Raw genomic sequence first — 13,371 nt, 5'->3', positions numbered from 1 at the left:
TCCTCATCATGGCGAAACCTTAACTGGGAACATCATCCCCGCGGCCGCGCCATCTTCCGGATCGTTCATGACCGACACGCTCTCCCTGCTCAAGCTCCGTCGCTCGGTGCCACCGCAATTTCTCTCCGCTCCCGGGCCGGACGAGGCGCAACTGCGTGAGATCCTGACCGTGGCGGCGCGCGTGCCCGATCATGGCAAGCTCGCGCCCTGGCGCTTCATCGTCTTCGCCGGGGCCGCCAAGGAGAGGGCGGCGGAGATCGTCGCTGATGTCTTCAAGGAGCGGAATCCGCAGGCCGACGATGACAAGGTCGCGTTCGAGCGCAAGCGCCTGCTCCACGCGCCGGTGGTGATCGCCGTGGTCTCGCGCGCCCGCAAGCATGAGAAGATCCCGGAATGGGAGCAGGAGCTCTCGGCCGGCGCGGTCTGCATGAACATGCTGATCGCCGCCGAGGCGCTCGGCTTCAACGGCTCCTGGCTGACCAACTGGTTTTCCTTCGACCGCAAGGTGCTCGACGCCTTCGGACTAGAAGCGGACGAGCGCATCGCCGGCTTCGTCCACCTCGGCAAGGCCGACGGCCGTCCGGCCGACCGCGAGCGGCCCGACCTTGCCGCCATCGTCAGCCGGTTCGGGGCGTGAGAGCGATGTACTACACCGATCACGGGCGCGATCTCGACTTCCGGCACGATCCGTTCAAGGCGATCGTGACGCCGCGGCCGATCGGCTGGATCAGCGCGGTGAACGTCAAGGGCGAAGTCAATCTCTCGCCCTACAGCTTCTTCAACGCGATCTCATCGCGGCCGAACATCGTGATGTTCTCCTCGGAGAACAAGAAGGATGCGGTCGCCTTCATCGAGGAGACCGGCGAGTTCACCTGCAGCCTGGTGAGCAAGGCGCTCGACCAGCAGATGAACCTGACCTCGGCGCCGCTGCCACGGGGGACAAGCGAATACGCCCATGCCGGGCTGGAGATGGCGCCCTCGCGGATCGTCAAGCCGCCGCGGGTGGCGGCGAGCCCTGCGGCGCTCGAATGCAAGCTGCTCTCGATCCAGCAGCTCAAGGATATCGACGGCAACGACGTGCCGCGCTGGATGGTGCTCGGCCAGGTCGTCGCGGCCTATGTCGGCGAGGCCTTCGTCCATGACGGCCGCTTCGACACGGCCAAGGCCAACCCGATCGCGCGCTGCGGCTACAGCGACTATGCTGAGGTCACGGAGTTGTTCTCGATCACCCGTCCGGCCGGAGGCTGAGCGCCATGGTCCGGCGCCAGGATGAGGAGCCGGATGAGCAATGGCGCATGACCGTCAATCTGCTCGCGATCATCGCCATGCTGGTGATGATCGGGGCGGGGTTCTGGCTGCTGCGCGAGCTCAACGCCGCCAAGAAGGCGCAGGAGTGCCTGGCGAGCGCAGCGCGGAATCACTGCCGGCAGATCAGGTGAGTACGCACCGCTCCTGAAACCGGGCGTCGCTTCCCGTCAGAAGCGGGAAAACCCGAATCAGTCGAATCGGTTGGCGCCTTCGGCTAAGCCGGCGTGTCAGCGAGCGTCCTGCGCTGCGCTGGTCGGTTCAGCACGGGGCCACCGAGACGTCTTGCGGCGTCGGCGATCAGCCGGCCGAGTTCGCGGGAGCAGGGCATCTTGCCGTTGGCGGACCAGATCAGCGCGAATTCCAGGTCAGGCAGCGGCGGCAGACCATAGCTCGGCGCGAGAACTTTCATGCCCGGCTCAAGCTCGTCATGAGCGATGATCGAAGCGCCGAGCCCAGCCAGCATCGCTGCCCGCAGTCCATGCAGATTGGCCGAGGTGAAGCCGATATGCCATTCGACGCCGGAGCCGGCCAGGGCCTCGATGGCGACGGTTCGGCACAGGCAGGGCGGGTTCGACAGCGCGAGCGGCAGCGACGAGCCGGCCGGAACCATGAAATCCTCGGCCGCGGCCCAGACATAGTGCGACCGGCGCAGCACCGTTCCGCCGGGTTCGCCGGCCCGGCGCATCGCCACCGCGAGGTCGAGCTCGCCGCTCTCGATCCTGGCGCTGAAGTCCTGGCAGAGGCTGACCGAGGCTTCCAGGCGCACGGCCGGGAAGGTGCGGGCGAAGCGGCTAAGCAGATGCGGCAGCTCATCGCCCAGAAAGTTCTCCGGCACGCCGAACCGGATCGCGCCGGCGAGGGTGGACGCCTGGAAGCGCTGGCTCAAGGCGGCGTGCGCCTGCAGGATCTGCCTGGCATGGCGCAGGAACTCTTCGCCATCCTCGGTCAGCGCCAGCTTGCGCGTGGTCCGGATGAAGAGCGGCGCGCCGATCTGCTCCTCCAGCCTGCGGATCTGGTGGCTGACCGCCGATTGCGTCAGGTGCAGGCGTTCTGCCGCACGGGTGAACCCGCCGGCCTCGGCGACGGCGACGAGCGCGCGCAACAGTTCGGGAGCAAAATCCATGACCGAGATTTATTATCACAGATACTGAAAACTGCGAAATTAAATCATTTCTATCATGCCGAAGCTGCCCCTAGACGAGAGGCCTTCCTCGATCCCGAACGATGCGGATCGAACCCGAAAGGTCTCGTCATGGCGATATCTCCATCCTCACGAAATGCCTTGGCCCTGGCCGGCGCCTGCCTCGCGACGCTGATGTTCGGCCTCGAAATCTCCAGCGTGCCGGTCATCCTGCCGACGCTGGAAGCGGTGCTGCCGGCCGATTTCAAGGCCCTGCAATGGATCATGAACGCCTACACCATCGCCTGCACGGCGGTGCTGATGGCGACGGGCACGCTCGCCGACCGCTATGGCCGCAAGCGGCTCTTCATCGCGACGACCGCGGCCTTCGGCGTGACGTCGCTGATCTGCGGGCTGGCGCCGAGCGCCACGATCCTGATCGCCGGCCGGTTCCTGCAGGGCATGGCCGGCGGCGCCATGCTCACCTGCGCCGTTGCCATCATCTCGCACCAGTTTCCGGACGGGCGCGAGCGGGGCAGGGCCTTCACCATCTGGGGCGTCGTCACCGGCGTCGGGCTCGGCTTCGGCCCGGTGATCGGCGGCATGATCGCGAGCCTGGCCGGCTGGCAATGGGTCTTCCTGATCCATGTCCCGCTGACCGCGCTGGCGCTGGCGCCTGCAGCGATCGGTATCCGCGAATCGCGTGATCCGGAGGCGAAGACGCTCGACGTCGCCGGCATCGTCACGCTGACCCTGGCGGTCTTCGGCTTCGCCTATGTCATCACGCAGGGCGCTGACCTCAGCACAGCTGCGGCGCTCGGCCTCGCCGGCCTGGCTCTTGCCAGCTTCCTTGCCTTTCTGGTGGTGGAACGGCGCGCGGCGCAGCCGATGTTCGACTTCTCGGTGTTTCGGATCCGCGCGTTCAGCGGCGCGATCATCGGCTGCATCGGCATGAACTTCAGCTACTGGCCGTTCATCATCTACCTGCCGATCTACTTCCAGAGCGGGCTCGGCCTCGGGAGCGAGGCCGCCGGGCTCCTGCTGCTGGCCTACACCGTGCCCTTCATGCTGATGCCGCCCGTCTCCGACCATTTGCTGCGGCGTCATGGCCCGCAGCTCGTCATTCCCCTGGGGATGCTCACGATGGGCGCCGGTTTCATCGCGATGTGGTTCGGCAGGGCCGTTGTCCAGGCGAGCTGGCTGACCCTGCTGCCCGGAGCTCTGCTGGCCGGCATCGGTCTCGGCCTGACCAATCCGGCCGTGACCAATACGACCACCGGCTCGGTGCCGAGCGACCGCGCGGGCATGGCGTCAGGCATCGACATCAGCGCGCGGCTGATCGCGCTCGCGATCAACATCGCAGTGATGGGGCTGATCCTGGTCGAGGGCATCAGGCGCTCGCTGCCGGATGCCGTGTCGACCGCCTTCGATCGCTCGCAGCTGCAGGCGCTGGCGTCGTCGATCGCCGCCGGCAATCTCGGTGCGCTGCGTGAAGCCTATCCGGCGCTGGCGCTGCACGACCCGTCCGGTGCCGGCGTGCATGCGGCGCTGGTCCAGGGCTTTGGTTGGGTGATGCTCTATGGCGGCATCGGCGCCGGCGCCCTGGCCGCGATCAGCGTCCTGATCTTCGGTCCCGCCAGACGCCCGGCGCAGACCGGCGCAGCAATCGCCTGCGCCGAGTCCGATGCCTGAGGCCGTGGTCAGCCCAGCTTTTGCGCGCGTGCCTTCAAGCGGCGGGCGCGCAGCAAATGCGGCCGGTCGAGCATCTCGCCGTCGAGCCCAACTACGCCAAGACCGGGATTGTCGTCGAAGAGCTTGATGATCGCCTCGGCCCGGGCAAGCGATTCGGGCGAGGGCGAGAAGACCTCGTTGATCACAGGCACCTGCGCCGGGTGGATCGCCATCTTGCCGGTGAAGCCGTCGCGGCGCGCGGCGATGCATTCGGCGCGCAAGGCCGCCTCATCGCGGAAGGCGGTGAAGACGGTATCGATCGCGTCGACCTGTGCGGCTGAAGCCGCGAAGAGCAGGAGCGAGCGGGCGATCCGGTAGGGATCGGCATAGCTGCCGTCCTCGAGCCGGTTGGTCTCGGCACCGAGATCGGCCGAGAGATCCTCCGCCCCCCATGTCAAGCCGGCGAGGCGGTGGCTGGCGCCGGCATAGCTGCCGAGGCCGAAGATGCCCTTGCCGGTCTCGGTGGCGATCGCAATGATCTTGGTCCCGCCGTCAGGCAGGTCGTATTCGGCCTCGCGTACCGCGACATGGGCGGCGAGATGGCTGAGATCGGGCCCGCCTTCCGCCTTCGGCAGCATGATCGCGTCCGGGCTGCCCTGCATGACGACATCGAGATCGGCCTCGGTCATGCCCGTCGTCAGCGCGTTGACGCGCACGATCAGGCGCGGGCGCTTTGCCCGGGCATTCACCTCCTTGAGGAAGTCGCGGGTGAGTTCGCGCGCAGCCGGCTTGGCGTCGAGCGCGACGGAATCCTCAAGGTCGAGGATCAACGCGTCGGCGCCGCTGTCCAGGCCCTTCTGCAGCTTCTTCTGGTTGTCAGCGGGGACGAAGAGGAGCGAGCGCATCAGGCCTGTCCTTCCACGGGGCGCTTCTTCATGAAGGCCTGGCGGCGGCACTGCGCCACCAAGGTACCGTCCTGCTTGTAGGCGCGGTGGTGGAAGTCGACGATGCCGGCATCCGGCCGCGACTTCGATTCGCGCTTGGCGACGATCTCGGTGACGCAGTTCACCGTATCGCCCTCGAAGAGCGGAGCCGGGAAGGTCACATCGGTCATGCCGAGATTGCCGATGGTGGTGCCGACCGTGGTGTCGTTGACCGAGATGCCGATCATCAGCCCGAGCGTGAACAGCGAGTTCATCAGCGGCTTGCCCCATTCGGTCTCGGTCGCGCAGAAATGCGCGTCGATGTGCAAGGGCTGCGGATTCAGCGTCATGTTGGAGAACAGCATGTTGTCCATCTGCGTGACCGTCCGGGTCAGCCGATGCTCGATCGAGGCGCCGATCTCGAAGTCCTCGAAATAGAGCCCGCCCCGCTTGTGCCGCGCCGCTTCCGCCATCGTCTTGCTCCTGTGGCTCTTTTTCGGTTCCGGGCCGGGGCCGGCAAACGGCCGTTTTAACGGTTCGCTTACCATAATCGGTCCAGTCTCTGCGGGTGCTCCGGTCCGCCTGGAACGGCAGCGGCCCGAGTGACCCAATGTTCCTTTTCAGCACGCCGAGCACCCGTGAGACAACGCCCGCCAATCCTGTCGTCAGCGCGATCAAGCAGGGCGCGGACAAGACCGGCGTCGGCTTCGACTATCTGCTGAAGACGGCGCAACGCGAATCCTCGCTGGAGCCGGATGCGAAGGCGCGCACCTCGAGCGCGACCGGCCTGTTCCAGTTCATCGAGCAGACCTGGCTGTCGATCATGCGCCAGGAAGGGCCGAAGCAGGGCATGGCGAATTATGCCGGCGCGATCAGCGAGGACGGCAGCGGCCGCCTGACCGTGTCGGATCCGGCATTGCGCGAGAAGATCCTGCAATTGCGCACCGATCCGCATGTCGCGACGGTGATGGCGGGCGCGCTGACGCAGAAGAATGCCGAGCAGCTCGGCCAGGCACTGGGGCGCCAGCCGCAGGCCGGCGAGCTCTATATGGCGCATGTGCTGGGCGCCCGTGGCGCATCCGATCTGATCCGCACGGCCGGAAGCGATCCGACCCGCGCCGCCGCTCGCGATTTCCCAGAAGCCGCAGCCGCGAACCGCTCGATCTTCTTCGACAAGGCCGGCCGGGCCCGCAGCGCTCAGGAGGTCTACGGCCTGCTCGCCGCCAGCCACGCCAACACCCAGGTCGCGGCGACGACCGGTGCCATGCTGGCGCAGGCCAAGCCGATAGGGGCGGCCGCCACCACCGCGGCCGCCTATGCTGCGGAGCCGCCGGTCGTGCCGATCGCCGCCGCGCTGGCGCCGGATCGGGCGAGGGGGCTGATCGGCCTGTTCTCGACCGAAGGGTCGCGCGCGCCGGTCTCGAAGGCCGTCGCCAATCTCTGGACGACGCCGCGCAGCGGAGGCGGATCCCGAACCGCCAATGACGATCCGTCGCTACGCTATTTCCCGCGCGTCGGTTCCGCGGCGAGCGAAGGCGAGGCCTCGTCCGCCAGCAAGGCCGCCAAGACCGAGAGCGGCGCGACAACCAAGACCACGACTGCTGTCAACGCACCGCTGCCGCCGTCGCGGCCGCGCGACCTTGCGGTCGCGGACACGCAGACGGCCTCCAGCGAGGCCGTCGCGCCCCGCCGCCAGCGGCGCGGGCCGCTCGACCTCAGCCAGTTCATGACCCATGGGAGGCGCGGATGATCGTGCGTCGCTTCCTGCTCTGGGCCCGCACCGCGCCGGCCGAGGCGCGCGCGAAAGGCGCTGCCGCGCTGGCTGGCGCCTATCTGCGCTCGGCCATGTCACCCGAGGACCGGCGCGAGGCCGAAACGGCGCTGATCGCCCTGGTCGACGATCCCTCGCCATTGGTCCGCCGCGCGCTGGCCGAGGAACTCGCTGCCGCGCCGCAGGCGCCGCGCAATCTGGTGCTCGGCCTGATCGCCGAGCAGAGCGACATCGCTGCCCTGCTGCTGGCGCAGTCGCCGGTGCTGACCGAGGCCGATCTGGTCGACGCCGCCGCGATCGGCGACGGGCTCGCGCAGCGTGCGATCGCACAGCGGCCTTGGCTGTCGCCGGGAATCTGCGCGGCGCTCGCCGAAGTCGGCTGCGAGGACGCGCTGGTCGCGCTGCTCGCCAATCCGACGGCGGAGATTCCGGATTTCTCGCTGGAGCGCATCTTCGAGCGCGAGGGCGAGGCCGGCGCGGTGCGCGAGGCCATGCTGGCGCGCGACGATCTTCCGACAGGCCTGCGCCAGGCGATCGCCGCCAAGGTCTCCGATGCGCTCGCCGCCTTCGTCTCCGGTTGCGGCTGGTTGACCGAAGAGCGAAGCGCCCGGCTCGCGCGCGAATCGACCGAGCGCGTCGCGGTCGCGCTTGCGGCCGGCGGCGAAGCAAGCGATGCCCCGGCGATCGTCGATTGCCTGCGCGAGAATGGCCGCCTGACGCCGGGCGTGATCCTGCGTTCGCTGCTGAGCGGCGAGCCGGCTCTGGCCGAATCCGCTTTTGCAGCACTGTCCGACCTGCCGCTGAAGCGCGTGCGGGCGCTGCTCTGGGATCGGCGCGGGGCAGGCCTCAAGGCGCTCTATCGCAAGGCGGCGATGCCGGAGGCACTGTTGCCGGCCTTCGCCGCCGCTGTGGAGGCGCTGAAACAGGCGGGCCACGGCGAAAGGCGGGGTGGTGGCATCGATCGGGATCTGCTGGCAGAGGTGCTGATCGCTTGCGAGGGCCTGGAAGGGCCTCAGGCCAATGCACTCATGGCGCTGCTGCGCCGGCTCGATGCCGAGGCGGCCCGGGACGAGGCGCGGGCACTGGCGGATTCGCTCGCCGACGATGCGGCCCTGGCTTTGCTGGTCGAAGCCGATCCGAACTTCCTGATCGAGCTCGATCTCGGCGACCTGCGCGACGCAGCTTGAACGGTCCGGGGGAGGTAGCAGCCGGCTTGACCGGTCGCTGGCATGCTGGTTGCCTGCAGCCCGCCGTATTGCCAGGGCCTCACCATCCCGGATCGACGCCCTGCTGCAGAGCCGGATCCGATCAGGTTGTTCCAACCTGATCGGTGAATCCGTCTCTCCCTTTAGTTTGGAGACCGTTTGCCGATCGGCTTGCGGTACAAGCTGATCGGAACGGGCTCCAGGGAGCCTGAAATGCCGACACGTCGCGCTTTCATCGCAGGCACGGCTGCCGCCATTGCGGTCAGCAAACCCAATATCGGCCGCGGGGCCGACAAGAATGTCATCAAATTCGTGCCGCAGGGCGATCTCGCCGTCGTCGATCCGATCTGGACGACAGCGACCGTCACCCGCAACCACGCCTTCCTCGCCTATGACACGCTGTTCGGCCAGGACGAGAGCTACAAGGCCCAGCCACAAATGGCGGAGGGCGCGCTCGCCGAGGCCGATGGCAAGAGCTGGACGATCAAGCTGCGCGATGGCCTCACATTCCATGACGGCACGCCGGTGCTGGCGAAGGACTGCGTCGCCAGCCTGAACCGCTGGGGCAAGCGCGACTCCTTCGGCCAGACGCTGATGGCGCAGACCGATGAGCTCGCCGCTGTCGACGACAGGACTTTGCGCTTCCGGCTGAAGAAGCCGTTCCCGCTGCTACCCGACGCGCTCGCCAAGATGACGGCCTCGGTGCCAGTGATCATGCCGGAGCGGCTGGCTCAGACCGATGCGGCGACCCAGGTCACCGAAGTCGTCGGCAGCGGCCCGTTCCGCTTCATCGCCAGCGAACGCCAGTCCGGGAGCCGGGCGGTCTACGAGAAATTCGCGGGTTACGTGCCACGCAGCGATGGCAGGCCCGGGCGCACGGCGGGGCCGAAGATCGTCCATGTCGAGCGGATCGAATGGCATACCCTGCCGGACCCCGCGACGGCGGCGGCGGCACTGCAAAGCGGCGAGATCGATTGGGTCGAGCAGCCGCTGCCGGACATCCTGCCGCTCCTGGCGAAGGACCCGAAGCTCGAAGTCGCGGTCAAGGAGACGACGGGCGCCATCGCGATCATGCGGATGAACCACCTGCATCCGCCCTTCGACAATCCGGCGATCCGCCGGGCGATGCTGCTGGCGATCGACCAGGCCGAGTTCATGGAGGCGGTCGGCGGACCGGACAAGGCGCTGTGGCGCACGGGCGTCGGCCTGTTCCCGCCGGGCACGCCAATGGCCAACGATGCCGGTATGGAGATTCTGAACGGCCCGCGCGATACCGGCAAGGTCAAGCAGGCATTGGCTGCTGCCGGCTACAATGGCGAGAAGGTCGTGCTGCTTGGCGTCACCGATCTCGCCAACCTCAAGGCTGAGTGCGAGGTCGCGGGCGAGATGCTGAAGCGCATCGGCATGAACGTCGACTATCAGGTGATGGACTGGGGCACGGTGGTGACGCGCCGCGCCAAGAAGGAACCCCCGGCACAAGGTGGCTGGAACTGCTTCTTCACAGGCTGGAACGGCATCGACATCCTCGATCCCGTCGGCCACATCTCGCTGCGCGGCAATGGCATGGCAGCCTGGCCGGGCTGGCCGGTGGCGCCGAAGATCGAGGCGCTGCGCGAAGCCTGGATGGAAGCCGCCGACCTGCCGGCCAAGCAGAGGATCGCGGCCGAGTTGCAGAAGCAGGCCTTCGAGGACGTGCCTTACGCGCCGCTCGGCCAGTATTTCCAGCCGACGGCCTTCAGCCGCAAGCTGACGGGCGTGCTGCCGAGCTTCCCGACCTTCTGGAACGTCAAGCGCGTCTAGCCATCGCGATGCGGGCAAGGAGGCCGCCGAGCAGCAGGCAACCTGCCCGCAGCCAGGCGGCCAGAGCCTGGCGGCCGAGTTCCGGCATTGGCTGGGCCGCCGGCGGCGGCAGGCCAATCGCGCGCAAGGCCTGGTCGGCAAGGAGCGCCAGCCCGAGGACTGCGGTGAAGCCGGCGAGCGCCGCCACGAGGCCGCGCAGCCGGGGCAGGGCCGGCAATAGGGCGGTGGCTGGGACGGCTGGCGGGCGCATCGTCTTGTCCTCGGCGGGTTCGCTTCGAGGACGGGCGAGGATCGGTGTTGCCGACATCGCATCAGAAATTTTTTAAAGCGCAGGGTCCGCAGGGCAGCTAGGCGCGTTTCGACATGGACAAAGCCGGCGAATTGACGAATGTCCTGTTATCGCCACGCTTTCCTGCGAAAACCCTTCCCATCATGACCATTCACGATCCCGCCGTCCCCGCGCTCTCCGTCTGGGTTGCGCTGGAGAGCCCCACCCATCACGTGCCCGGCGTCAACGGCATGATGGACCTCGTCGCCAGGGAGGTCGAAGGCCTGCCCATCGCCGTCGAGCGCATTCCCGGCCGCAACGGGCTCGGCGACAATCTGATCCTGCGCGCCGGCGTCCGGAACGGCGAGAAGGCGATCGCATTGATGTCGCATCTCGACACGGTCCACCCGGTCGGGACCAGCGCCCAGGACCTGCCGGTGCGGGTCGAGGGTGACCGGCTCTACGGTCCCGGCGTCTACGACATGAAGGGCGGTGCCTGGCTGGCGCTGCAGGCCTTCAAGGATGCGGCCAGGTCCGGCACGGTGCAGCGGCCGCTGGTCTTTCTGTTCACGCCGGATGAGGAGATCGGCTCGCCGACCTCGCGGGATCTGATCGAGGCCGTCGGCCGCGAGGCGATGGCGGTGCTGGTGACCGAGCCAGCGCGCGAGGGCGGCAAGATCGTCACGGCGCGCAAGGGCGTCGGCCGTTTCGAGGTTAAGCTCGAAGGCCGGCCGGCACATTCCGGCTCGCGCCATGCCGATGGCCGCAACGCCATCCGCGAGGCGGCGCACCAGATCCTCGCGATCGAGGGCATGACCGATTATTCGCGCGGCATCACCACGACGGTGGCGCTGGTCGGCGGCGGCACGGCCGCGAACGTCATCCCGCAGCATGCCTGGTTCAGCGTCGATTGCCGCGTCACAACGGTGGCGGACGGCGTCGCCATGGAAGAACGCATCCTTGGGCTGAAGCCGCATGATCCGGATGTGAAGCTCTCGATCACCGGCGGCATGAACCGGCCGCCCTACGAGAAGTCGCCGGAGGTCGCGGCGCTCTATGAACAGGCGCGGGCGGTGGCGGCCAAGGTCGGCTTCGACCTGCAGGACTGCCCGATGACCGGCGGCGGCTCCGACGGCAATTTCACTGCGGCGCTCGGCATTCCGACGCTGGACGGGCTCGGCATCGACGGCGACGGCGCTCACACCTTGCAGGAATACGCGCTGATCTCCTCGATCGCGCCGCGCCGGGCCCTGATCAAGGGGCTGCTGGAGACGCTGTGAGATAAACCTGCCGTCATGCTCGGGCTCGACCCGAGCATCTCAGGCCGAAGGAGAGTCCAACCAGCGCCTCCTCGTCCTGAGATTCTCGGATCTGCGCTTCGCTTCGCCCGAGAATGACAGTAAGCCACCCCCTTCCGTTAGCCGGACAAATCCGCTCTGATCTCCCGCAAGGCCGTGCGACGGCCGGAGTGGAGGAGTGCGGCATGAAGGGCTGGATCGCAGGTGTGCTCGGTGTCGTTGGCGTGATGGTGACGGGAATGGCTGACGCGCAGGATCTGATCGTCGAGAAGAAGGTCTTCGAGCTGCCGAGCTACACCACGCAAGGCGGGCGGACGCTGAAGAACGTCAAGGTCGGCTGGGAAAGCTACGGCACGCTCAACGCCGACAAGTCCAACGCGATCCTGATCTGCCATTTCTTCTCGGCCAATTCGCACGCCGCCGGCAAATATGCCGCCGCCGATGCCGCCCCCGGCTATTGGGACGCGATCATCGGCCCGGGCAAGGCGATCGACACCAACAAGTATTTCGTCCTGTCCTCCGATACGCTGGTGAACCTCAACACCGGCGACCCCAAGACCACGACCACCGGCCCGGCCTCGATCGACCCGGACACCAACAAGCCCTACGCACTCGACTTCCCGGTCGTGACCGTCGGCGATTTCGTCAATGTCCAGAAAGCCTTGGTCGAGAGTCTTGGGATCAAGAAGCTCGTCATGGTCGCCGGCCCGTCAATGGGCGCGCTGCAGACCTATGAATGGGCGGCGAGCCATCCCGACATGGTCGGCAAGGCGATGGCGGTGATCGGCGCGGCCGAGGCTGATGCTCAATTGATCGCCTGGCTCGACGTCTGGGCGGCGCCGATCCTGGTCGATCCGAACTGGAACAAGGGTGATTATTACGGCAAGACGCCGCCCACTGCCGGCCTCGCCAAGGCGCTGACCGTCGTCACCCTGCAGGCCAACCACAGCGACTGGACCAACGGCACCTTCGGCCGCCGCCCGGCCAAGGAGGGCGAGGACCCGGCCAAGGCGCTCGGCAACAAGTTCCAGGTCCAGAGCATTCTGGACAATGCCGGCGAGGCGCGTGCGAAAGTCTCGGACGCCAACCACTTCCTCTATCTGGTCAAGGCCAACCAGCTCTATGCCGCCGGCGGCAAGTCGCTCGCTGACGCGACGAGCCGGATCAAGGCACCGCTGCTGATCGTCAACCAGCCGAAGGACCTGGTCTTCCCCGACGAGATGATCCAGCGCACCGTGGCCGAGGCGAAGAAAGCCGGTCGCGACGTCACTCACGTCACCATCCAAGGCGCGCGCGGCCATCTCGATGGCGTGATCTCGATGAAGCAAGCCGAAGGGGCGGTGAAGGCCTTTCTGGAGAAGTGAGGGCATGGCTTAAGCGTGTTGGTCGTCTCATTGCGCGAGATCACGGCCGAGACCGTGCGCGCAATCTGCGATCTCGAGCCGCATGAGGCGCAGAGCGGCTTCGTCGCGCCCAATGCGGTCTCGATCGCGCAGGCTCATTTCAATCCGGCTGCGGTGTTCCGGGCGATCTATGCCGGTGAGGAGCCGGTCGGCTTCATCATGTGGCGGCCAGACGATGACGGCGCAAGTTGCTTCCTCTGGCGCTTCATGATCGACGGGCGCCATCAGGGCAAAGGCTATGGGCGCGATGCGATCGCGCTCTGGCTGAAAAGCCTTCCGGCGCTGGGATATGGGGTCGCCCGGCTAAGCTACGTGCCTGGTGCCGCCGGGCCGCATGGCTTCTATTTGGCGCAGGGCTTCCGGGATACCGGCGAGCAGCGCGCCAATGGCGAAAAGCTGATGGAGCTGGGGCTGTAGAGGCCTTCAGGCTGGAGTGCCGTGCATCGCCCGGATGCTGCACGACCAGTTCATCCGCTCCGGTGGCCCCCCGATCATGACGCTGGTCCGGAGCTGGGCGTCGAAGCCGTCACGAATGGCTCAAGGAGTTTTTCCCTGCTCGCAATTGACCGCAGACCCGTTCGTTTCCTAGACGGAAAATCGTGAT

14 protein-coding genes are annotated in these 13,371 nt (G+C 67.2%); 10 read left to right on the top strand and 4 right to left on the bottom strand.

Going from position 1 to position 13,371, the window contains the following annotated elements:
* The first annotated feature begins 67 nt into the window (after nt 1–67).
* Genes AC3WLC_RS17920 through AC3WLC_RS17910 form a run of 3 tightly spaced genes read left to right on the top strand, consistent with a single transcriptional unit; the run spans nt 68 to nt 1,439 of the window.
* Nucleotides 68–637: a nitroreductase family protein gene (locus AC3WLC_RS17920; RefSeq protein WP_493685249.1), complete on the top strand. Its 570-nt coding sequence runs from the start codon at nt 68–70 to the stop codon at nt 635–637.
* 5 nt (nt 638–642) lie between these two features.
* Nucleotides 643–1,248, top strand: a complete 606-nt coding sequence (locus AC3WLC_RS17915) for a flavin reductase family protein (protein ID WP_493685248.1) — start codon at nt 643–645, stop codon at nt 1,246–1,248.
* A gap of 5 nt (nt 1,249–1,253) precedes the next feature.
* A complete protein-coding gene (locus AC3WLC_RS17910; RefSeq protein ID WP_493685247.1) occupies nt 1,254–1,439 on the top strand; it encodes a hypothetical protein in 186 nt (61 codons plus the stop codon).
* 83 nt (nt 1,440–1,522) lie between these two features.
* Here the strand turns inward: AC3WLC_RS17910 and AC3WLC_RS17905 are convergent, their stop codons facing one another.
* Nucleotides 1,523–2,431: a LysR family transcriptional regulator gene (locus tag AC3WLC_RS17905; protein WP_493685246.1), complete on the bottom strand. Its 909-nt coding sequence runs from the start codon at nt 2,429–2,431 to the stop codon at nt 1,523–1,525.
* Nucleotides 2,432–2,560: 129 nt separating this feature from the next.
* Here AC3WLC_RS17905 and AC3WLC_RS17900 point away from each other — a divergent pair, with 129 nt between their 5' ends.
* Complete coding sequence (locus tag AC3WLC_RS17900) at nt 2,561–4,120, top strand: MFS transporter (protein WP_493685245.1); 1,560 nt, start codon at nt 2,561–2,563, stop codon at nt 4,118–4,120.
* An 8-nt stretch (nt 4,121–4,128) separates the two neighbouring features.
* On the opposite strand, the gene AC3WLC_RS17895 is transcribed toward AC3WLC_RS17900, so the two are convergent.
* Both AC3WLC_RS17895 and AC3WLC_RS17890 read right to left on the bottom strand, forming a co-directional pair.
* Nucleotides 4,129–5,004: an HpcH/HpaI aldolase/citrate lyase family protein gene (locus AC3WLC_RS17895; RefSeq protein WP_493685244.1), complete on the bottom strand. Its 876-nt coding sequence runs from the start codon at nt 5,002–5,004 to the stop codon at nt 4,129–4,131.
* Nucleotides 5,004–5,495, bottom strand: a complete 492-nt coding sequence (locus AC3WLC_RS17890) for a MaoC family dehydratase (RefSeq protein ID WP_493685243.1) — start codon at nt 5,493–5,495, stop codon at nt 5,004–5,006. The genes AC3WLC_RS17895 and AC3WLC_RS17890 overlap by 1 nt, the downstream gene beginning before the upstream one ends.
* Nucleotides 5,496–5,632: 137 nt before the next feature.
* Between AC3WLC_RS17890 and AC3WLC_RS17885 the strand changes: the two genes are divergently transcribed.
* The 3 genes from AC3WLC_RS17885 (at nt 5,633) to AC3WLC_RS17875 (ending at nt 9,798) form a co-directional block, all read left to right on the top strand.
* Nucleotides 5,633–6,772, top strand: coding sequence for a transglycosylase SLT domain-containing protein (locus tag AC3WLC_RS17885; protein ID WP_493685242.1), 1,140 nt, complete (start codon nt 5,633–5,635; stop codon nt 6,770–6,772).
* Nucleotides 6,769–7,980, top strand: coding sequence for a DUF2336 domain-containing protein (locus AC3WLC_RS17880; RefSeq protein ID WP_493685241.1), 1,212 nt, complete (start codon nt 6,769–6,771; stop codon nt 7,978–7,980). The genes AC3WLC_RS17885 and AC3WLC_RS17880 overlap by 4 nt, the downstream gene beginning before the upstream one ends.
* Nucleotides 7,981–8,211: 231 nt before the next feature.
* A complete protein-coding gene (locus tag AC3WLC_RS17875; protein ID WP_493685240.1) occupies nt 8,212–9,798 on the top strand; it encodes an ABC transporter substrate-binding protein in 1,587 nt (528 codons plus the stop codon).
* Here AC3WLC_RS17875 and AC3WLC_RS17870 read toward each other — a convergent pair.
* Nucleotides 9,785–10,048 (bottom strand): hypothetical protein, encoded by a 264-nt coding sequence (locus AC3WLC_RS17870; RefSeq protein ID WP_493685239.1) that lies wholly within the window; start codon nt 10,046–10,048, stop codon nt 9,785–9,787. The genes AC3WLC_RS17875 and AC3WLC_RS17870 overlap by 14 nt on opposite strands.
* 182 nt (nt 10,049–10,230) lie before the next feature.
* On the opposite strand from AC3WLC_RS17870, the gene AC3WLC_RS17865 reads away from it, so the two are divergent.
* The 3 genes from AC3WLC_RS17865 to AC3WLC_RS17855 all read left to right on the top strand — a co-directional run bounded on the left by AC3WLC_RS17865 (nt 10,231) and on the right by AC3WLC_RS17855 (nt 13,184).
* Complete coding sequence (locus AC3WLC_RS17865; protein WP_493685238.1) at nt 10,231–11,346, top strand: M20 family metallopeptidase; 1,116 nt, start codon at nt 10,231–10,233, stop codon at nt 11,344–11,346.
* 203 nt (nt 11,347–11,549) lie between these two features.
* Nucleotides 11,550–12,728: an E22 family MetX-like putative esterase gene (locus AC3WLC_RS17860; RefSeq protein ID WP_493685237.1), complete on the top strand. Its 1,179-nt coding sequence runs from the start codon at nt 11,550–11,552 to the stop codon at nt 12,726–12,728.
* A 15-nt stretch (nt 12,729–12,743) separates the two neighbouring features.
* The gene (locus AC3WLC_RS17855; protein WP_493685236.1) at nt 12,744–13,184 is read left to right on the top strand and encodes a GNAT family N-acetyltransferase; all 441 of its coding nucleotides are present in this window, start codon (nt 12,744–12,746) and stop codon (nt 13,182–13,184) included.
* Nucleotides 13,185–13,371 lie beyond the last annotated feature (187 nt).

Source organism: Allobosea sp. GW821-FHT03A12, assembly GCF_058986765.1.
Note: the sequence above shows the minus strand (reverse complement) of the source record. Positions and strands in the feature narration are given on the sequence as shown.